The sequence below is a fragment of the Hephaestia mangrovi genome, from assembly GCF_019880555.1.
GTDB classification, from domain to species: Bacteria; Pseudomonadota; Alphaproteobacteria; order Sphingomonadales; family Sphingomonadaceae; genus Sphingomonas; species Sphingomonas mangrovi.
Window position 1 is genome coordinate 168,161 of sequence record NZ_JAINVU010000005.1, and the last position, 20,313, is coordinate 188,473.

Genomic DNA, 20,313 nt, shown 5'->3' on the forward strand with positions numbered 1-20,313 from the left:
CTCAGCTCGCCTCGCGCAGCTGCCCGGCGGCCATCGCCTTGTCGAGATGCGGCCTGAGCATCGCGGCGAAAGTGTCGACGTGCGGCGGCTCGAGCATCGTGCGGTGACCGCCCGGGACGACGTGATCGGTGAACGCGCCGGTGCACGACGCCCGCCAATGCTCGGCGAAATCGAGCACATCGGGATGCTCGGCGGGCTCGAACAGCACGGTGGCGCCGCCGTAAGCGGGCGGATGGTAGCGCAGCGCCGCCTTGTCGAGCTGGATGCGCAGCTTGGGCTGGAGCACCGCCTCGCGGCCGCCGCGCAAGTTCGCCGCATCGGAAAGGCCACGCAGCCGCTCGAAGAAATAGCGAATGCGATGGCCGCGCGGCTGCGCCATGGTCTGCGCGAGATGGAAGCGGAACTTGCTGACGAACGCGCCGAACGCGCCGATCTCGCGCGATTTTTCGGGGTGGAAGGCGTGGACCAGCATCAGCAGCGGCACGTCGCAGCCCTGGCGGTGGAACTCCTCGGCGACGGCATAGGCAAGGATGCCCGAGGTGCACCAGCCGCCGACGAAATACGGCCCGTTGGGGCGTTCCTTGCGCAGCGCCGCGACGACGAGACGCGCGGCGTCCTCGAGCTTCTTCGGGCAGCCGCCGGCCGCTTCGAGAATCGCATCGACATGAATGCCGAAAAAGGGCTGATCGGTGCCGAGGCGTTCCGAAAGCGGCAGGAAGGTCGAGCCGCCGTCGAGCCACAGGATCGGCGGCTTGCTGCCGTGCGGCTGGATCGGGACGACCGGCGAAATGTTCTCCGCCGCGACGCCGCTCGCCAGCAGCTCGGCCATGTCGGCGAGCCGGGGCGCCTGGAACAAGGCGCCCATCGGCAGGCGGACGCCGTAATCGGCCTGGATGCGGCGAATGAGGCGCGCGATCAGCAGCGAATGGCCGCCGAGATCGAAGAAATCGTCGTCGCGTGAGACCGTCTCGACCTTGAGGACGGCGCGCCAGATTTCGGCGAGCTGCTGTTCCTCGGGCGTCCGCGGGGGTTCGCCGGCGGACTTGGCCTGGGCGCCGGCGCCGGGCTCGGGAAGCTGCTTGCGATCGACCTTGCCGTTGGGCGTGAGCGGCAGTTCGTCCATCGCCACGAAGCGCGTCGGGATCATGTAATCGGGGAGCGTCCTGGCCAGCTCGTCGCGCCAGCCGGCGGGATCGCCGCCGCCGACGACATAGCCGGCCAGCATGTGCTCGCCGCTCGGATCGGGCCAGGCGCGGGCAGCGGCGCCCGCAACGCCGGGAAGTTTCGCCAGCGCGCCCTCGACTTCCTCGATGGCGATGCGGAAGCCGCGAATCTTGACCTCGTTATCGGTGCGGCCGAGGCATTCGAGCACGCCATCGGCGCGCCAGCGGCCGAGATCGCCGGTGCGATAAAGCCGCGTGCCGGCATGATCGACGAAGCGCTGTTCGGTGAGATCGGGGCGACCGCGATAGCCCTGCGCGAGGCCGCGCCCACCGATCATCAACTCGCCGATCGCGCCGACCGGGCGGTCGTTGCCGTCGGCATCGAGGATGCGAACCTGGGTGTTGGCGATCGGCTTGCCGATGGCGATCGGGCCGTCCGCTTCGACCTGGGAAACGGTCGACCAGATCGTCGTCTCGGTCGGGCCGTACATGTTCCACAGCTCTTTCACGCGGGGCCGGAGCTGGTCGGCGAGCGCGCGGGGCAAGGCCTCGCCGCCGCACAGCACGCGCATCCCGGGCGCGCCGGCCCAGCCGGTCTCGATCAGCCCGCGCCACGTCGCAGGGGTGGCCTGCATGACGTGGGGTTTCACCCTGTCGATACGGGCGATCAGCGCGGCCATGTCCATCGCTTCGTCACGCGCGGCGATCGCGACGGTGCCGCCGGTGACCAGCGGCAACCACAATTCGAGCTCGGCGATGTCGAACGACAAAGTGGTGATCGCGAGCAGCGTTTCGCCCTCGGCGAAGCCCGGCGCCTGCTGCATCGCCATCAGCAGATTGACGAGCGCGGCGTGCGGAATCTCGACGCCCTTGGGCTTGCCGGTCGAACCCGAGGTGTAGAGCACGTAGGCGAGGCTTTCGCCGTCGATCCTGCGCGGCTCAAACGCGGTGTCTGGCCAGTTGCGGGTCAGCGACAGGCTGGGCGCGATGCCGGCGGGAATCGCGTGTTCGGTGCCGGGCTCGACCAGCACCAGCGCGAGGCCGGCGTCCTCGGCGATCAGCGCGAGGCGGCTCGGCGGAAAGCCGGGATCGAGCGGCAGATAGGCCGCGCCCGCCTTGGCAACGCCGAGCATCGCCGCGACCATCCATGGCGAGCGGCCGAGCGACAGCCCGACCAGCGCACCGGGGGCGACGCCCTCGGCGACGAGGCGCGCGGCGATCGTATCCGATCGGCGAGCGAGATCGGCATAGGTCCAGCGCTCGTTATCGTAGGCAAGCGCGGTCTGATCGGGACGCCGGGCGGCCTGTTCGGCGAACCAGTCGACGACATTCGAATGCGGCAGCGGCTGCGCGGTGTCGTTCCAGCGATCGACCAGCTCGTTCTGCTCGTCGGCCGACAGCATCGGCAAACGGCCAAGCGTGGTATCGGGATCGGCGGCGACGCCTTCGAGCATCGTCTGCCAATGCGCGATCATGCGGCGGATCGTGCGCGCGTCGAACAATTCGGTGGAATAGAGGAAGCGGCCGTCCATGCCCGAGGGGCGCTCGTCGAGCTCGAGATAGAGGTCGTATTTGGCAGCGCCGACGACAACGTCCATCTGCGTCAGATCCCAGCCTTCGGGGAAGGGATCGACCGGCGGTTCGATCGAGAAGAGCGTGTTGAACAAGGGGTGCGTGCCCTTGCCGCGCTTGATGCCCAACGCGCGCATCAGGCGATCGAACGGGATATCGCTGGCGCCGAGCGCGCCGATCACGCTGGCCTTCACCTCGGCGAGATAGGCGCGGAACGGCTGGTCGCCGACCGGCTTGCTGCGCAGCGCCATGGTGTTGAGGAAATAGCCGATCAGCGGCTGCAATTCGGGGCGGCGCCGGGTATCGGTGACGCCGCCGACGATGATGTCGGTATCGCCGGTATAGCGATAGAGCATCGCCTTGTAGGCGGCGAGCAATACCATGTAGAGCGTGGCGTTCTCGTCGCGGGCGAGCGCTTTCAGCTTGCCGATCAGATCGGCCGAAAGCTCGAACACTTCCATCGAGCCGGCATGCGTCGGCATGCCCGGACGCGGGCGATCGCCGGCGAGTTCGAGGCGCGGCAACGGCTGGGCGAGCGCATTGCGCCAGTGATCGAGCTGGCGGTCGAGCGTTTCGGGATCGGCCTGATCGTGCTGCCAGGCGGCATAATCGCCGTACTGGATCGCGGGTTCGGGAAGCGGCGAGGGCTGGCCGGCCTCATAGGCCTTCACCAGAGCGGCGAGTTCGGGGACGAGCGTGCGGTAGATCGAGACGCCATCGAAGATGATGTGGTGCAGCGTCAGGTAGAGGCGGTGATCGTCCTCGGCGAGCTTGACGACGCGGGCGCGGAACAGGGGCGCGGTCTCGAAATCGATCGGCGCCTTGGCATCGACGGTGGCAAGCCGGTGCGCCTCTGCCTCGCGCTCGGCGGCGGGCATCGCGCTGATGTCGAGCAGCGGCAGCTTGACGTAGAACGGATCGGCGACGCGCTGCGAAAGCTCGCCGTCGCGCTCATGAAACGAGGTGCGCCAGATTTCGTGGCGGCGGACGATCTCGCTCAGCGCCATTTCGAGCGCGCGGTGATCGTAGGCGCCGCGGCGGTGGATGGTGATCGATTCGTTGTAGAGCGGCATCTCCGGCGCCATCTGCGCGTGGAGCCAGAGCTGATTCTGCTCGCGGGTGAGCGGCAGCACGCGCGCGGGATCGCGCGGGAGGATCGGATCGGGCAGCGCCTGCGCGGCGGCGGGGGTGGCCTCACCGCGCAGCATCCGCTCCATCAACTGGCGGCGAAGGTCGGCGGCGTTGGTCATCTCATTCATGAATCGAACCTCACAGGGAGCGCTTTGAGGCCGCGCAGGCCGAGGTTTTCGCGCCACTCGAGCGTATCGGCGGCGAGCGCGACATTGGGCATGCGCTCGAGCAATTTGCGGAAGGCGATGCGGCCCTCCATCCGCGCGAGCGGCGCGCCGAAGCAGAAATGCGCCGCCCAGCCGAAGGCGAGGTGGCGGTTGTCGGCGCGGGAAAGGTCGAGCGCATCGGGATCGGCGAAGCGGCGCGGGTCGCGGTTGCCCGCCGCCATCACCGCCATCACCGCCTCGCCCTTGCCGATGACGCGATCGCCGAGCTGCGTGTCCTCGCGGCAAATGCGCCCGGTATGCTGGCTGGGGCTTTCGTAGCGGAGCAGCTCCTCGACGCCGGTCTCGAGCAACTCGGGGCGGTCGCGCAGTTCGGCGAGGTGGTCGGGCTGGCGCATCAGCGTGAGCAGGCCCGAGCCGATCAGATTGGTGGTGGTCTCCTGCCCGCCGACCATCGTGACGATCGCGTTGGCGATCACCTCGTCGATCGACAGACGCTCGCCGTCGACCTCGGCCTCGACCAGGCTTTTGAGCAGGCCGTCGGCGAGCGGGCGGTCTTCCTCTTCGATCGCGCGACGGAAATAATCGACCATCTCGGCGGTCGAGCGAAGCACCTGGGCGATGCGATCGATATTGTGCTGGAAGTTGCCGAGCATCTCGGCGAAATCGGCCGACCAGCGCTTCAATTGCACGTGATCCTCTTCGGGCACGCCGAGCAAGGCGGCGAACACGATCGACGGGAAGGGCGCAGCGAAATCGTTGATGACGTCCATCCGGCCGGTCGGCGCGACGCGATCGATCAGGCGGTCGGCGATCGCCTCGATGCGCGCTTCGAGCAGCTCTACGCGACGCGGCGTGAAGGCAGTCGAGCAGAGCTTGCGCAGATGCGTATGCTTGGGCGCGTCGAGGAACAGCATCTGGCGGACCATCAGTTCGGCGATCGGCTCGATCCCGGTGATGCCGAGCGCGCGGAGCTGGTCGGGCGAGGGCGTGCGGTCGGCCGAAAACTCCTTCAGCACGAGGTGAACGTCGTCATAGCGCGTCACCACCCAGCAATGCAGGAACGGGTCCCAATGGACCGGGTCCTCCTCGCGCAGCCGCGCGTAAAGCGGATAGGGATCGGCCAGCACCGCCGGATCGAGCAGGCGGTAGAGGCTGAGCGACGGATCGGAGGCGGGCTTGGTTGCCATCAGCCGGCCATCCGCTGCAGGTCTTCATCCGACAGGCCGGCGAGTTTCTCCATCACCAGGCCCTCGATCGTGGTGGCGAGTTTGGCGGCGGTGCGACCCTCGAATAGGTGGAACAACGTGAGCTCGACGCCGAACGCGTCGCGCGCGCGGACGACGACCTGGGTGCCGAGCAGCGAGTGGCCGCCCATCTGGAAGAAATCGTCGTCGACGCCGATGTCGTCACGGCCGATCACGGCGCGGACGATGTCGAGCAGCCGCGCCTCGGTGGGGCTGGCCGGCGCGCGTTGCGGCGCGGGATCATCATCGAGCGCGCAGGCAAGCGGGTTGGGCAGTGCCGCGGCATCGAGCTTGCCGCTGGCGTTGAGCGGCAGCGCCGGCAACCTGGCGAAACGCGAGGGCACCATGTAATCGGGGAGCACGCCGGCCAAGGCGGCGCGCAGCTCGCTCGCCGAGATGGCGCCGGCGGGGACGACATAGGCGACCAGCTCTCCATCGCGCAGGACGACGGCGCTGGTCTCGACGCTGGCGAGCTTGTTGAGCTCGGCGGCGATCTCGGCGGGCTCGATGCGATGACCGCGGACCTTGACTTGGCTGTCGACGCGGCCGCGGAAGGCGATCTCGCCCGAGGGGAGCAGCGCGCCGAGGTCACCGGTGCGATAGAGGCGGCCGTGCTCGGGATGGGTGACGAAACGCGCGGCAGTGAGCGCCGGATCGCCACGATAGCCGCGCGCGACCTGGGCGCCGCCGATCCAGATTTCGCCCTCCGCGCCATCGGGGACGGGCTGACCTTCGGCGTCGAGCAGGTAGATCGTCGTGCCGGCGATCGCGCGGCCGATCGGGGGCAGGCCGTCGCCGTCGGGGGCGACCACCCCCGACGTGGCGACGACGGTCGATTCGGTCGGGCCGTAATCGTTGACGAAAACGAACGGCTGGCCCGCTTTCGGGCGGACGGTGAGCTTGTCGGCACCGGTCAGCAACACGCGCAGGCTTGTGTCGGCGGGCCAGTCCATCGCGACCATCGGCTCGGCGAGCGCGGTGGGGGCGAAAGCGACCTTGATGTTGTGCGTGACCAGCCAATCGCGCAGCGCGGCGGCATCGAGGCGGGTGGCGTCATCGACCAAGGCGAGCGTGCCGCCGGCGGCGAGCGTCGGCCACACTTCCCACGCCGAAGCGTCGAAGCCGAGCCCGGCGAGGTGGCTGGTGCGGGTGCCGGCGCGCACTTCGAACGCGTCATTGTGCCACGCGACCAGCGCGGCGAGATTGGCGTGGGTGACCTCGACCGCCTTGGGCTTGCCGGTCGAGCCCGAGGTGAAGATGACATAGGCGATGTCGTCGCGCGCGGCAGCGACGGGTGCGAAACCAGCGACGGCCTCACCTTCGGGCGGCACGACCGGGGTGGCGCCGGCGATGCCGTCGATCGCGGTAACGATCGCGGCGGCGGCGAGGTCCGCGACCAGCGCCTCGAGGCGCGCTTCGGGCCAGGCGGGATCGAGCGGGCAATAAGCCGCGCCGACGCGCCACGCGGCGAGCAGCGCGGTGACCTGCGCGATTCCCCGCGGCAGACAGACGGCAACGACCGCACCGGGCTTGACCCCGGCAGCGGCGAGGCGCGAAGCGAGCGCATCGGCCGCGGCGATCAGCGATGCGTAATCGCGCCGCGCGTCTTGCTGTTCGAGCGCGACGGCCGAGGGGGCGTGTGCGGCAAAGGCAACGATGGCGTCGATCGCCAACGTCGAATCCGTCGAAAAGGTCATGGCTACTCCCGCTTTCATTGCGGGCATGGCAAAAAAAGGTGAGATAATGCTTAATACTATGGCGATGACGATGGACGGGAAGCGCGCATGACGATCCGGGCCGGGCTGATCGGCTATGGGCTGGCGGGCAAGGTGTTCCACGCGCCGTTGATCGACGCGGTCGACGGGGTGACGCTGGCGGCGGTGATGACCTCGCGCGCCGGCGAGCTGGCGGCGGACTGGCGCGAGGCGCGAGCGGTGGCCGATGCCGCGGCGATCATCGACGATCCGGCGATCGATCTGGTCGTGATAGCCAGCCCCAATGATACGCACGCGCCGCTGGCGCGCGCCGCGCTCGACGCCGGCAAGCATGTCGTGGTCGACAAGCCGCTGGCCGGCGATGCCGCCACGGCGCAGGCGATCGTCAATTGCGCGCGCGAACGAGGGCGGACGCTGGCCCCCTTCCACAACCGCCGGTGGGACGGCGATTTCCTGACGGTGCGCGCGCTGGTCGAGGCCGGCACGCTCGGCACGCTGCGGCTGGTGGAGTTGCGCTGGGACCGGTTCCGGCTGGAACAGCGCGCCGGATGGAAGGACGCCGAAGGGCGCGGCGGCGGCATCCTCGCCGATCTCGGGCCGCATCTGCTCGACCAGGTACTGCTGCTGTTCGGCGAGCCGGACGCGCTACAGGCCGATCTCGCCACGCAACGCGCGGGCGGCGCAACCGACGATTATGCCGAGGTGACGCTGCATTACGGCACGATGCGCGTGATCGTCTCGGCGACGATGGCGGTCGCGGCGCCGCGACCGCGCTTCGCATTGCACGGCACCGGCGGCAGCTTCGTCAAATATGGCGTCGATCCGCAGGAGCAGCAGTTGCGCGAAGGGATGACGCCGGGCGCGGCCGGTTATGGCGCGGACGCGGCGGCGCGATATGGCACGCTGACCGAGCCATCGGGCGCGACGCGCCGGATCGCCACCGAAGACGGCGATTATCGGCGGTTCTACGAAGGCGTCGTCGCGGCGATCCGCGACGGCGCGCCGCCGCCGGTCGATCCTGCCGACGCGGTTACCGGGCTGGCGCTGATCGATCTCGCCCGGACAAGCGCGGCCGAGGGGCGGCGGCTGGCGGTCGGTTAATATGGCGGGTCCGTGGCGCTCCATCACCGTCATGCTGAAACAAGTTCAGCATGACGGTGCTTGTGAGGTGACCGTTGGATTCGGGTGACCGGCGGCCTCCCATTCAGTATGGAGCGTTTGCCCTCCATCGTCATGCCGGTGACGGATAACTATTCCCCCGGATGCCAGCTCGCCGGGAGCGTGCGGGCGTCGAGATGGACGGTGACGGTCTGGACGATATCGCGTGCGGAATGCGCGAGCATCAGCTTGTAGTCACCGCCGGCGATCTCCCAGCGGTGGCTGTCGGCGCTGAAGGTGGCGAGCAGGCGCGGGTCGATCGCCAGGCTGACGGTCCTGGACTGGCCCGGCGCGAGATCGAGCTTCTGCCAGCCGCCGAGCCGCTTGGGCGCTTCCCAGCCGCCGCCGGCCGGGCCGACATAGAGCTGTGGCACCGCCATGCCACGGCGCTTGCCGGTGTTGGTGACGGTGAAACTGGCGCTGATCGTGCCATCCGCCGCGCGCGCCTTCAGCCCGCCGAAGCCGAAGCGGGTGTAGCTCAACCCCTCACCGAAGGCGAATTGCGGGGTGAGGTCATGCTTGTCGAACCACTTATAGCCGACCGCCGCGCCTTCGGTGTAATGGACGGTGACGGGATCGCCGCCCTGCTGCCCGGTCGGATCGATCTCGCCGGGCCGGACGAGCTGGTCGTTCGAGGCCGGGAAGGTCGCCGGCAAATGGCCCGACGGATTGACGCGGCCGGTGAGCACATCGGCGATCGCCGCGCCGCCGGCAGTGCCCGGATACCAGGCCTCGACGATCCCGGCGACCTTGTCGGCCCAGGGCATCAGCACCGGGCCGCCGGTTTCGGCGACCACGACGGTTTTCGGATTGGCATCCGCGACCGCCGAAACAAGCGCGTCCTGTCCGTCGCCGAGCGCGATCGGCACGTCGAAGCCTTCGCCGGCCCATTGCGTGACGAAAACGATCGCGACATCGGCCGATTTAGCAGCGGCGGCCGCGGCGGCGGGATCGCTGCCGTCGACATAGGTGATCGTGGCGCCTGGCGCCTGCGCCTTCAATTCGGCGAGCGGCGACGACGGATAATACATGACCGGGCCGGGCCAGGTTTTCGGCTCGATATCGGGCACGGCGTTGCCGCCGCGCGGATAGACCAGCGACGAGCCGCCGCCCGCCAGCACGCCCTTGTCGGCCTGGCCGCCGATCAGCACGATCCGCTTGGCCGAGGCGAGCGGCAGCACGTCGCCCCGGTTCTTGAGCAGCACGATGCCCTGATCGGCATCGGCGCGCGTCACCGTGGCATGGGCATCGTAATCGATCGCCGCCGGCGCGACCTCGGGCGCGTCGTAAAGGCCGGTCGCGAACATCGCGTGGAGAATGCTGCCGGCCATGCGATCGAGCGTCGCCTGGCTGACTTGTCCGGCATCGACCGCTGCCTTGAGCGGCTTGCCGAAATAGGGCTGATCGTCGAACGGGAAGCCCGAATCCTGATCGAGCCCGGCATTGGCGGCGGCGACCGTCGAGTGCGTCGCGCCCCAATCGGACATGACATAGCCCTTGTAGCCCCAATCCTTCCGCAGCACGTCGGTGAGCAGATACGGGCTCTCGCAGGCATGAACGCCGTTGACGAGATTGTACGAACACATCACCGATCCCGGCTTGCCCTGCTCGATCGCGATCTCGAAAGCGAGCAGATCCGACATGCGCGCCGGCGCATCGTCGATCACCATATTGCCGACGTTGCGGCCGGTTTCCTGATCGTTCATCGCATAATGTTTGACGGTCGAGACGATGTGGTTCGACTGGATGCCCGCGATCTCATGGCCGACGATGGTGCCGGCGAGCAGCGGATCCTCACCGCCATATTCGAAATTGCGGCCGTTCCTCGGATCGCGCATCAGATCGACGCCGCCGGCGAGCATGACGTTGAAGCCCGAGCGGCGCGCCTCGTCGCCGATCATCGCGCCGCCCTGTTCGGCAAGTTCGGGATTCCAGGTCGCCGCCGTCGCGATGCCCGAGGGCAAGGCGGTCCGCAGCCGCTTCTCCTTGGCCGCGCCCTGGGTGGCGACGCCGATGCCGGCATCGGTTTCCCATTGCGGTGGGATGCCCAGCCGCTCGATCCCCGGCACATAGCCGGCCGACCCCTCGCGCGCGGCGGGCGGACGGGTGAAGCCCTTCGACTGCATGTCGGTGCCGAAATAGCCGAACACGAGCGTGAGCTTCTCGTCCTCGGTCATCGCCGCGAGCAGCTTCTGCGTGCGCGCGTCGGCGGAGAGCGAGCGGTCCATCCACGGCCGATCGGGCGTAGCTGGCGCTGCGGCGAGCGCGGTGCCCGCGCTGCCGGCGAGCAATAGAGCGGCGAACGCGATCCGTGTGGTCCTGATCATGGCAATCTCCCCTAATGCCGGCCGCGTGCAGACTCGGCGTGAATGACAATTCTCTGTTAGCGTTAGCAGATGATGCGGCGCCAGTGCATTGTGTGATTGTTTTTTGAATAGCACCCGTCCCTCCCGACCTGGAGTAGCGCCGGGGCTGACCGCATCCGGCGACAGGGTTCAGCCCGGCGGCGGGCCGGCCGAATCGCGCTCGATGAATTCGTAATCGAGCAACTGCGCCGGCAACCGGGCGCCATTGGCGTGGCGGCCACGCAGCTTGTGGAGCAGCACGTCGAGCGCGATCTCGGCCATCGCCGCGATCGGCTGTCGGATCGTCGTCAGCTCGGGCCAGACGGTGGTGGCGAGCGACGTATCGTCATAGCCGACGATGCTGATATCGCCGGGCACATCGAGCCCACGGCGGTGCGCGACGCCGATCGCGGCGGCGGCCATATCATCGTTGCTGGCGAAAATCGCGGTCGGCCGCAGCGCACGGTCGAGCAGCCGCTCGGCGGCGTCGATGCCCGAGCGATAGCTGAAATAGCCCTGCTCGACCGGCGCGGTGGCGGGATCGATCCCGGCCTCGACCAGCGCGTCGACGAAGCCGCGATGACGCTCGTTGCTCGCCATGTGGCGCGGGTGGCCACGGATCAGCCCGATTCGCTTGTGACCGAGGCCGAGCAGATATTGCGTCATGCGGAACGCGGCGGCGTGATCGTCGATGCCGACATTCATCTTGTCGACCGGGCCGTTCTCGCTCGGCGGCCGCGCCCGCGCGACGGTGACCACCGGGATGCCGGCGGCGTGAAGCTCGGCATGGACGGCATCATATTCGGAAATCGGCGGCGGCAGGATCACGCCCTCGACATTGGTCTGGGCGAAGCGGCGGGTCGCCTCGGCCTGCGTCTCGGCGGTCTCGCCCTCGCACACTTCGAGCACGAGATGGCAGCCGGCGCGCCGCGCGCCTTCCAGCGCGCCGACCAGGAATTGCGTCAGATAGGCATCCGACGGATTGGCATAGAACAGCCCGATATGCGTGGCGTGACCCGCGGCGAGCGAGCGCGCGGCCATGTTCGGCGAATAATTGAGCTGGTCGATCGCCTCCAGCACGCGGGCGCGGGTTTCCTCGCGAACATTGGGCGCGCCGTTCATCACGCGCGACACCGTCATGGTCGAAACGCCGGCGGCGTTGGCGACATCGAGGATGGTTACGGTATCGCGACTCGTCCGGCGTGCTCTGGCCATCAATCTCTCCCGCTTGCGCATGTCTTAGCGGGATTGGGGCGAAAGTCGCAATGGAGCGCGCCCGCGACAGCGCCGCGGATCAGTTGATCGCCTGGAAGATGCCGATCAGGCCGGCCCAGCAGAGCAGCGAGCCCAACGCGGCCAGCGAGAAACCGATGCTGCGCGGCAGCATCGATCGCCGGGAGCCGGCAGCGGCCATGAACTCGTTCCCGCTGGTCATCGCGGTCACTCCTCTGATCGTCGATATGTAACATAAGCAGGGGAGATTGAGAATCTCTAAACGCTTCGTCGATGGAATCGCTCCGTTCGCCGGCCCCTTGAACCGGGGCGGCGAAGCGGCTACCGGCGGCGCGTGACGGGTTCCCAGCGATGGGATCAAAAGGGAAGTCCGGTGCGCGGCGATACGAGCCGCAAGACCGGTGCTGCCCCCGCAACTGTGACCGGATAGCCGGCGCGCCATTCATGCCACTGGGGTTTCGACCCCGGGAAGGCGGCGCGACCAGCCGAGACCCGGAAGCCAGGAGACCTGCCCGCCACGGTCGATCCTTCGCGCGGACGGGCGGTCCGGGCGGGCGAGGTACATTCCTCGAGCGAGCGACGCTTGGAGCCGCTCGCGATCGTGCGCGCGGCGCATGACGAGGAAGACCATGTTTCGTTTTCGATTGCTGCTGCTGTCAACCGTGGCGCTGGCCGCACCCGCGCTCGCGCAGGAGGTGCCGGCCGCCGGCGATATCGTCGTCACCGCGACCGGCGTCGCCCAGCCCGCCGATCAGGCCGGTCAGGCCGTGACCATCGTGACGCGCGCCGATCTCGAGCAGCGCCAGACGGTGTCGCTGGTCGATTATCTCGCCACCACGCCCGGCGTCACGGTGACGCGCAGCGGGCCGGTCGGCAGCCAGACCAGCCTGCGCATCCGCGGCGCGGAAGCCGAGCAGACGCTGGTGCTGATCGACGGCGTGCGCGTCAACGACCCGACATCGCCGGGCGGCGCGTTCGATTTCGGCAATCTGCTCGCCGGCGGGATCGATCGCGTCGAGGTGCTGCGCGGCGCCGATTCGGTGCCATGGGGCAGCCAGGCGATCGGCGGCGTCGTCAACATCGTCACGCAAGCGCCGACCGACGGGCTGCAGGCGCACGCCAATGCCGAATATGGCTATCACGACACGCTCAACGCCAATGCCGGGGTCTCGGGCAAGACCGGCCCGGTCTCGGCCGCGTTCACCGGGGGCGTGTTCCGCAGCGACGGCATCTCCGCCGCCGCCGACGGCAGCGAGCGCGACGGCTACAAGCAATATGCCGGCACCGGCAGCATCGGCGTTGCGCTCGCGCCGGGCATCGGCATCGACCTGCGCGGCTATTATGCGCATTCGAAGCTCGATCTCGATGGCTATGCGCCACCCGCTTATACGTTCGGCGACGATGCCGAATATTCCAGAATCCAGGAAATCTACGGCTATGCCGGGGCACACGCCAATTTCGCGCAAGGGCGCGCCAACAACCGGATCGCCTTCACGATTTCGGACATCAACCGCGACAATTACGATCCGACCGTCGCCGCCGATCCGCTCTATTCCTATCGCGGCCGCACCGAGCGTTATGACTATCAGGGCGATTTCCGCCCGATCGACACGGTGCGCATCGTCGCCGGCGCCGATCATGAAGACAGCCATTATTTCGATGGCAGCCTGCGCACCTCGGCCGGCGTCACCAGCGAATATGGCGAGCTGATCGTCACGCCCGTCGACCCCCTGACGCTGACCGGCGGCATCCGCCACGACGATCACGAGGCTTACGGCAGCCACACTACCTTCGGCGCCGACGCCGCGCTGGCGCTGGCCAGCGGCACGACGCTGCGGGCGAGCTATGGTGAAGGTTTCAAGGCGCCGACCCTGTATGAGCTCTACAGCGATTACGGTACGCGCTCGCTCGTTCCCGAGACGGCGAAGAGCTTCGAAGCCGGCGTGGAGCAATCGCTGCTCGATGGTCGCGCGCGCGCATCGGTGACCTATTTCCACCGCGATACGCGCCACCAGATCGATTTCCAGTCATGCCCGGCCGACGAGATCGCCGATCCCGAGTCGATCTGCTACGACCGGCCCTACGGCACTTATGCCAATGTCGATCGCGCGCGGGCGCAGGGCGTGGAATTCGCGCTCGCGCTGCGGCCGGTCGATCAGCTCACCATCAACGCCAGCTACACCTATACCGAGGCGAAGAACCGCTCGGCGGGGGCCAATCACGGCAACGATCTCGCCCGCCGGCCGCGCAACAGCATCAGCGTTTCGGCCGATTACCGCTTCCCGTTCGGCCTTTCGGTGGGCGGCACGATCCTGGCCGTGAGCGACAGCTATGACGATGCCGGCAATGTCACCCGGCTCGATGGCTATGCCGTCGCCGGCATTCGCGCCGAGATGCCGGTGACGCACAATGTCTCGATCTACGGGCGGATCGACAACCTGTTCGACGAGAAATACCAGACGGTGGCGGGCTATGGCAGCTATGGCCGGGCGGCTTATGGCGGCGTAAGGCTGCGCTTCGAGTGATACGCCGGACGATCCTGCTCGTGCTGCTGCTGCTCGGTGCCTGCGCGCCGAAAGCGACGCGCACGGGCGGGATCGTTTCGACCAACCCATGCGCCGACGCGATGCTCGTCGAGCTGGCGCCGTGGGATCGGATCGCGGCGATCAGCGATTATTCGAAAGACCCCGCCGCGAGCTCGATCCCCGCCGACGTGGCGAAGCAATTCGCGGCGACATCCGGAACCGCGGAGGAAGTGATCGCGCGGCGGCCCGATCTGGTCGTGACGTCGAGCTTCACGCCGCTGGCGACGCGCCAGGCCTATGCCCGCGCCGGGCTGAAGGTGCTGACGCTCGATTCGCCGACCAGCGTCGCGGCAAGCGAGGCCCAGGTGATGCAGCTTGCCGACGCGCTGGGGCTGCATGCGCGCGGGATCGCGATGGTGCGCCGGATCGCGCTGGCGCTGGCGGCGGCCGCGCCGATCGATGATGCGCGACCATCGGCGCTGCTCTATCTGTCGGGCAACCTCGCCTCGGGCGGCGGCACGCTGCTCGACGAATTGCTGCGGCGAACGGGGTTTCGCGACGCGGCGGCAGATTACGGGCTGCAACATACCGGCAACCTGCCGCTCGAAGCGATCATCGAGCGGCCGCCCGACGTGATCCTGATGCCCGATCTCGCCGACCGGCAATCGGTGCTCAGGGCCGATGTGCTGCAATATCGCTCGCGCATCGCGCTGTTCCCGCGCGATCTCGCCAATTGCGGCGGCCCGGTGATCGGGCGCGCGGCGGAGAAGCTCGCCGCGATCCGGCGGCAGGTGGTGCGATGAGCCGCACCGGCAAGCTGATCGCGATGGCAGCGCTGGTCACGCTGTTGTTCGGCCTGTCGCTCGCGGCGGGCAAGGTGTGGGTGCCGGTGTCGGCCTGGTTCTCGGCCGATCCGCGCTGGTGGATCGTCATCGAGCTGCGCCTGCCGCGCGCGGTGCTGGGCCTCGCGATCGGCGCGGTGCTGGGGCTGTCGGGCGCGGTGCTGCAAGGTTATCTGCGCAACCCGCTCGCCGATCCCGCGGTGGTCGGGGTGTCGTCCTCGGCAGCGCTCGGCGCGGTGGCGGCGATCGTGTTCGGCATCGCCGGCGGCGCGGGGCAGTTCGGCTGCGCGATGCTCGGCGCCGGCGGGGCGATGGCGCTGCTCGCGGCGCTGACCTGGCGCAGCGAGAGCGCGGTCGCCTTCATCCTCGCCGGCACCGTGCTGGCCAGCCTGTCGGGCGCGGTGACCGCGTTCCTGATCTCGATCGCGCCCGATCCCTATGCCGTCGCCGAGGTGATCGACTGGCTGATGGGGGCGCTGACCGACCGCGGCTGGGCCGATGTGCTGCCCGCGCTGCCGCTGCTGGCGGCGGGAAGTGCGATGCTGCTCGTCACCGGGCGCGCGCTCGACGCGCTGACGCTGGGCGAGGCCGCCGCGCGATCGATGGGAATACGGCTCGGGCGGCTGCAGGCGCTGGTCGTCGCCGGCACTGGCCTGACGATCGGCGCCAGCGTCGCGGTGACTGGCGTGGTCGGCTTCGTCGGGCTGGTCGTGCCGCACCTGTTGCGGCCGGTGTTCGGGCATCGGCCCTCGGCACTGCTGCTGCCCTCGGCGCTCGGCGGCGCGGCGCTGGTGCTCGGCGCCGACAGCCTGTGCCGCCTCGCGCCGGGGCCAAGCGAGATCCGGCTCGGCGTGGCGATGGCGCTGATCGGGGCGCCGTTCTTCCTCGCGCTGCTGCTCCGACAACGGAGGGCGGCATGGATCTGACGATCGAGGGGGTGCATGTCGCGCTGTCCGGGCGGCGCGCGGTCGACGCGGTAAGCGCGGTGCTGCGCCCCGGGCGCGTGACCGCGATCCTGGGCCCCAACGGCGCGGGCAAGAGCAGCCTCGTCAAGGCAATGGCGGCGCTGGTGCCGCTGGCGGCGGGCGCGGTGCGGCTCGACGGGCGCGACGTCGCCGCGCTGGCGCCGCGCGAGCGCGCGCGGGCGATCGGCTATCTGCCGCAGGACGCCGCGGTGCATTGGAACGTGCCGGCGCATGAGGTGATCGCGCTGGGCCGCGCCCCGCATCGCGCGCCGTTCGCGGCATTGGGTGGCGAAGATCACCGCGCGATCGCCGCCGCGATCCACGCCACCGAAACCGCTAACCTGCTCGATCGCCCGGTCGGCGAATTATCGGGCGGAGAGCGGGCGCGGGTGCTGCTGGCGCGGGTGCTGGCCGGCGATCCGGCCTGGCTGCTGGCCGACGAACCGCTCGCCAGCCTCGATCCGGCGCATCAGATCGACGTGCTCGATCGCCTGCGCGCGCGCGCGATGGCCGGCAGCGGCGTGGTGATCGTCGTCCATGACATCGCCCAGGCGGCGCGCGCGGCGGACGACGTGCTGCTGCTGGCCGAGGGCCGGCTCGCCGGTTTCGGGCCGGTCGACGAGGTGTTGACCGAAACCGCGGTCGCGCGCCTGTTCGGTGTCGAGGTGACGATCGCACGCGGCGCCGACGGCCGGCCGTTGCCGGTGCCGACCGGGCGCGTGCGGGCGCGTTAGGATTGATCGGCCCCAGACCGGCTTGTTGTCCCCATCGCCGTCAGATGCGCTGGTTGGCGTTGCGCCATGGATGCTGAAACAAGTTCAGCATGACGGACACTTAAGTGGCCGGAGCTTGTCGAAGGGGACTGCGCCGCAATCGTGCTTCGACAGGCGCGGCTACGAACGGATCAGATGCAGCCGATGCCCTAAACGTCCGGCCCCAGCGCGGGATCGAGGTCGCGCGGGCGGATGAAGCGCATCAGCCGCGCCTCGCCGGGGAGCAGCGCAGCCCAATCACCGACAATATGAAGCTCGGCCAGGCTCGCGGTGGGATATTTAATCGCCACCTCGCTGCGCAGCGCGGCATCGGGCGCATCCGGGGTGAGCAGCAGGACAAGCTCCTCCAGCCCCGGATTATGGCCGATCAGCAGGACGTGCTCGGCCTCCGGCGGCAGCGCGTGGATCAGATCGAGCAGCATCGCGGCGGAGGCGAGGTAGAGGCGGCGATCCCAATCGGGCTCGATCGCCCGGCCGTAGCCGCGGCCGAGATGATCGACGGTTTCCATCACCCGCAGCGCCGGCGAGGCGACGACATGATCGAATACGAGGCCGAGACCGCGCATCCGCTGCCCGATCGCCGCGGCGGCGCGCGCGCCCTTGGCGTTCAACGGGCGATCGAAATCGCGGCCGACGGGATCGTCCCAGCTCGACTTGGCGTGCCTCAGCAGCGTCAAGGTCTTCATCGGCTAAGCGTCTCCGTCAGGCGTTCTCGCGGGTCTCTTGCCCGATCAATGCTACGGATGAAAGACGTGTTTGGACGCGCGCCACCGCTTCGTCGAGCGTGACGCGGGTGATCGCCACGCCGGGCGGGAAGGCCGACAGCAATCGCGAGGGCATCGCCGCCGACAGCAGCACGAAGGCGCCCTTGTCGCTGGCGCGGCGGATCAGGCGACCGAACGCCTGGGCAAGGCGGGCGCGGACGAGGCGGTCTTCATAGGCCGCGCCGCCCTCGGCGAGCCGGCGCGCGGCGTGGAGGACGGTCGGGCGCGACCAGGGCACGCCTTCCATCACCACGAGCCGCAGCGCCTCGCCGGGCACGTCGACGCCGTCGCGCAAGGCATCAGTGCCGAGCAGCGAGGCATGCGGATCGTCGCGGAAGATGTCGACCAACGTGCCGGTGTCGATCGGGTCGACATGCTGCGCCATCAGCGGCAGGCCTTCGCGCGCCAGCCGGTCGGCGGTGCGGCCGTGGACGCCGCGCAGCCGCCGGATCGCGGTGAACAGGCCGAGCGTGCCGCCGCCCGCAGCGACGATCAGCCGGGCATAGGCGTTGGCGAGTGCCGCGGTGTCGCCGCGCTTGACGTCGGTGACGATCAGCACCTCGGACTGCGCCGCATAATCGAACGGGCTGGTCGCCTCGAAATGCTGGGCGGGCTGGCCAAGGTGCGGCGCGCCCGAGCGGGCATCGGCGACCGACCAGTCGCCGCCGGCGCGCAAGGTGGCCGACGTGACGAGCGCGCCATGGGCGGGCTTGAGCACGGTTTCGGCGAACGGCTGGGTCGGATCGAGCCAGTGGCGGTGGAGGCCGATATCCCATTCGCGGCCCTCGATACGGTCGATCGCCAGCCAATCCACAAAGTCCGGATCGGCCGGGCCGCCGATGCGGGCGAGCAGCGCCAGCCAGGCGCCGACCGTCTCGGCACGCCAGCCCAATGAGGCGATCGCGCCCTCGATCCGGGCGCGCGCCGGGCCGTCCATCCAGTCGGGCGCCTCGGCGAGTACGGCTTCGAGCCGGCGGCCGAGCGCGACCAGCGGGCGATAGAGCGCGTCGAGCGCCTGCCCCGCGCCGGCGGCGGCGTCGATCAATTCGGGCGAGGGCTCGGCGAGCTCGGTTTCCAGGCCGTAGCCGCTGTCACCCTTGCTCTCGTCGCGGGCGTAAACAAGGCCACGCACCGCCGCGAGCAGGGTTTCGACCGGGCCGAACGGTTCGCCCTCGGCGAGGCGTTGCAGCCAGCCGTCCGACGGCAGCGCGCGAGCCGCGTCCCCGGCGGCCTGAATGGCGAGCCCGCCCTGCTCGTCATAGCTGGCGACGTCCGACAGCCGGGCCGCCAGCCCACGGCGGCGGCCGCGCGCCTTTGACTCCGGCCCGACCACCCAGCGGCGGATCTCGATCGCCTCCTGCCCCGTCAGCGCGGTCGCGAACATCGAATCGGCGGCGTCGAACAGGTGATGGCCCTCGTCGAACACATAGCGGGTCGGGCGCGTTGCGGTCTCTCGCCCGCGCGCGGCGTTGACCATCACCAGCGCGTGATTGGCGATGACGATATCGGCCTCGGCCGAAGCGCGGGCGGCGCGCTCGATGAAGCATTTGCGATAGTGCGGGCAGCCGGCATAGACGCACTCGCCGCGACGATCGGTGAGCGCGGTGGCGCCGGCGCGACGGAACAGCGTGGTCAGCCAGCCGGGCAGATCGCCGCCGACCATGTCGCCATCGGCGGTATAGGCCGCCCAGCGCGCGACCAGCTGCGCGAGGATCGCGGCGCGGCCGGCGAAGCCGCCCTGCAGCGCGTCCTCGAGGTTGAGCAGGCACAGGTAATTCTCGCGGCCCTTGCGAGTGACGACCTTGTCGCGCCGCACCGCTTCGTCCGGGTAGACGCGCGCCGATTCGTGGCCGAGCTGACGTTGCAGCGCCTTGGTGTAGGTCGACACCCACACCGCGCCGCCCGCTTTTTGCGACCATAACGACGCCGGGGCGAGATAGCCGAGCGTTTTGCCGATGCCGGTGCCCGCCTCGGCGAGGACGAGATTGGGGCTGTCGCGCATCATCCGCGGGGCGAAGGCTTGCGCGGCCGCCTCGGCGAAGGCGCGCTGGCCGGGGCGCTGCTCGGCGGCCGACCCGGTGAGGCGGGTGAGGCGATCCTGCGTCTCGGCCTCGTCTAGCGTCACCGTGCGCGGCGCCGGACGCGGCGCGGCCTCGGCCCATTCGGGGAGCTTCGAGAACAGCCAGCGTTCGTTCTCGGCGGGCCGGGCGACGCGCTCGGCGAGCAGCGGCGCCCACGGCCAGCGCGCCCGCGCGAGCGATTGCGCCGCCGTCCACGCGCCTTCGCGCTCGGGCCAATCGGCGCGCTCGGTGACGGCGAGGAGGCGCGCGGTCGCCTCGCGCAGGAAGGGCGCGACCTCCTGATCGCTGCCCGGCGGCGGCAGGCCGGCAGCGCGGGCGAGGCCCTTCGGCGTCGGCACCATGAAGCGCGCAGGGTGGAGGAAGGCAAACAGCTCCAGCAAATCGAGCCCCGACAGATCGGCATAGCCGAGCCGTTGCCCGACCAGCGCGGCGTTCATCACGATCATCGGCGTGTCGGCGGCCAGACGGATCGCCTCGCCGCGCCCGACCGCGCGAGTTTCGGCGGGCGTCGCGATCCAGATGCCGGCATGGCTGGCATGGAGCGCGGGATAGGGCAGATCGATCGCCACGCCCCCTTATTCGAGGATGCGGAACAGATTGGCAACAGGGCTGTCGGCGCGGACAGTCGCTACCGG

13 protein-coding genes and 1 riboswitch are annotated in these 20,313 nt (G+C 69.3%); of the genes, 5 read left to right on the forward strand and 8 right to left on the reverse strand.

Annotated features, from left to right (window positions below):
* Position 1: 1 nt before the first annotated feature.
* Genes K7G81_RS12775 through K7G81_RS12785 form a run of 3 tightly spaced genes read right to left on the reverse strand, consistent with a single transcriptional unit; the run spans position 2 to position 6,974 of the window.
* Complete coding sequence (locus tag K7G81_RS12775) at positions 2–3,994, reverse strand: non-ribosomal peptide synthetase (protein ID WP_223031189.1); 3,993 nt, start codon at positions 3,992–3,994, stop codon at positions 2–4.
* Positions 3,991–5,220: a cytochrome P450 gene (locus K7G81_RS12780; RefSeq protein WP_223031190.1), complete on the reverse strand. Its 1,230-nt coding sequence runs from the start codon at positions 5,218–5,220 to the stop codon at positions 3,991–3,993. Before K7G81_RS12780 ends, K7G81_RS12775 begins: the two co-directional genes overlap by 4 nt.
* Entirely contained in the window at positions 5,220–6,974 is a 1,755-nt protein-coding gene (locus K7G81_RS12785; RefSeq protein WP_223031191.1) for a non-ribosomal peptide synthetase, read from the reverse strand. The genes K7G81_RS12780 and K7G81_RS12785 overlap by 1 nt, the downstream gene beginning before the upstream one ends.
* Before the next feature lie 87 nt (positions 6,975–7,061).
* On the opposite strand from K7G81_RS12785, the gene K7G81_RS12790 reads away from it, so the two are divergent.
* On the forward strand, positions 7,062–8,093 hold the full coding sequence (locus K7G81_RS12790; protein WP_223031192.1) for an oxidoreductase: 1,032 nt from the start codon (positions 7,062–7,064) through the stop codon (positions 8,091–8,093).
* A gap of 149 nt (positions 8,094–8,242) precedes the next feature.
* On the opposite strand, the gene K7G81_RS12795 is transcribed toward K7G81_RS12790, so the two are convergent.
* The 3 genes from K7G81_RS12795 to K7G81_RS12805 form a co-directional block, all read right to left on the reverse strand.
* A complete protein-coding gene (locus tag K7G81_RS12795) occupies positions 8,243–10,477 on the reverse strand; it encodes a beta-glucosidase (protein ID WP_223031193.1) in 2,235 nt (744 codons plus the stop codon).
* 168 nt (positions 10,478–10,645) lie between these two features.
* Positions 10,646–11,710 (reverse strand): LacI family DNA-binding transcriptional regulator, encoded by a 1,065-nt coding sequence (locus K7G81_RS12800; protein WP_223031194.1) that lies wholly within the window; start codon positions 11,708–11,710, stop codon positions 10,646–10,648.
* A gap of 79 nt (positions 11,711–11,789) precedes the next feature.
* Entirely contained in the window at positions 11,790–11,930 is a 141-nt protein-coding gene (locus K7G81_RS12805; protein WP_223031195.1) for a hypothetical protein, read from the reverse strand.
* Between the two features lie 120 nt (positions 11,931–12,050).
* Positions 12,051–12,258: riboswitch (cobalamin riboswitch) on the forward strand.
* Between the two features lie 99 nt (positions 12,259–12,357).
* On the opposite strand from K7G81_RS12805, the gene K7G81_RS12810 reads away from it, so the two are divergent.
* The 4 genes from K7G81_RS12810 to K7G81_RS12825 are packed head-to-tail and all read left to right on the forward strand — an operon-like array spanning position 12,358 to position 16,794.
* On the forward strand, positions 12,358–14,253 hold the full coding sequence (locus tag K7G81_RS12810) for a TonB-dependent receptor plug domain-containing protein (protein ID WP_255587005.1): 1,896 nt from the start codon (positions 12,358–12,360) through the stop codon (positions 14,251–14,253).
* A complete protein-coding gene (locus K7G81_RS12815) occupies positions 14,250–15,056 on the forward strand; it encodes an ABC transporter substrate-binding protein (RefSeq protein WP_369412108.1) in 807 nt (268 codons plus the stop codon). Before K7G81_RS12810 ends, K7G81_RS12815 begins: the two co-directional genes overlap by 4 nt.
* A complete protein-coding gene (locus tag K7G81_RS12820) occupies positions 15,053–16,021 on the forward strand; it encodes a FecCD family ABC transporter permease (protein ID WP_223031197.1) in 969 nt (322 codons plus the stop codon). The genes K7G81_RS12815 and K7G81_RS12820 overlap by 4 nt, the downstream gene beginning before the upstream one ends.
* Positions 16,012–16,794 (forward strand): ABC transporter ATP-binding protein, encoded by a 783-nt coding sequence (locus K7G81_RS12825; protein ID WP_223031198.1) that lies wholly within the window; start codon positions 16,012–16,014, stop codon positions 16,792–16,794. The genes K7G81_RS12820 and K7G81_RS12825 overlap by 10 nt, the downstream gene beginning before the upstream one ends.
* A 188-nt stretch (positions 16,795–16,982) precedes the next feature.
* Here the strand turns inward: K7G81_RS12825 and K7G81_RS12830 are convergent, their stop codons facing one another.
* Entirely contained in the window at positions 16,983–17,519 is a 537-nt protein-coding gene (locus tag K7G81_RS12830) for a SixA phosphatase family protein (RefSeq protein ID WP_223031199.1), read from the reverse strand.
* 16 nt (positions 17,520–17,535) lie between these two features.
* Entirely contained in the window at positions 17,536–20,247 is a 2,712-nt protein-coding gene (locus K7G81_RS12835; protein WP_223031200.1) for an ATP-dependent DNA helicase, read from the reverse strand.
* Positions 20,248–20,313 lie beyond the last annotated feature (66 nt).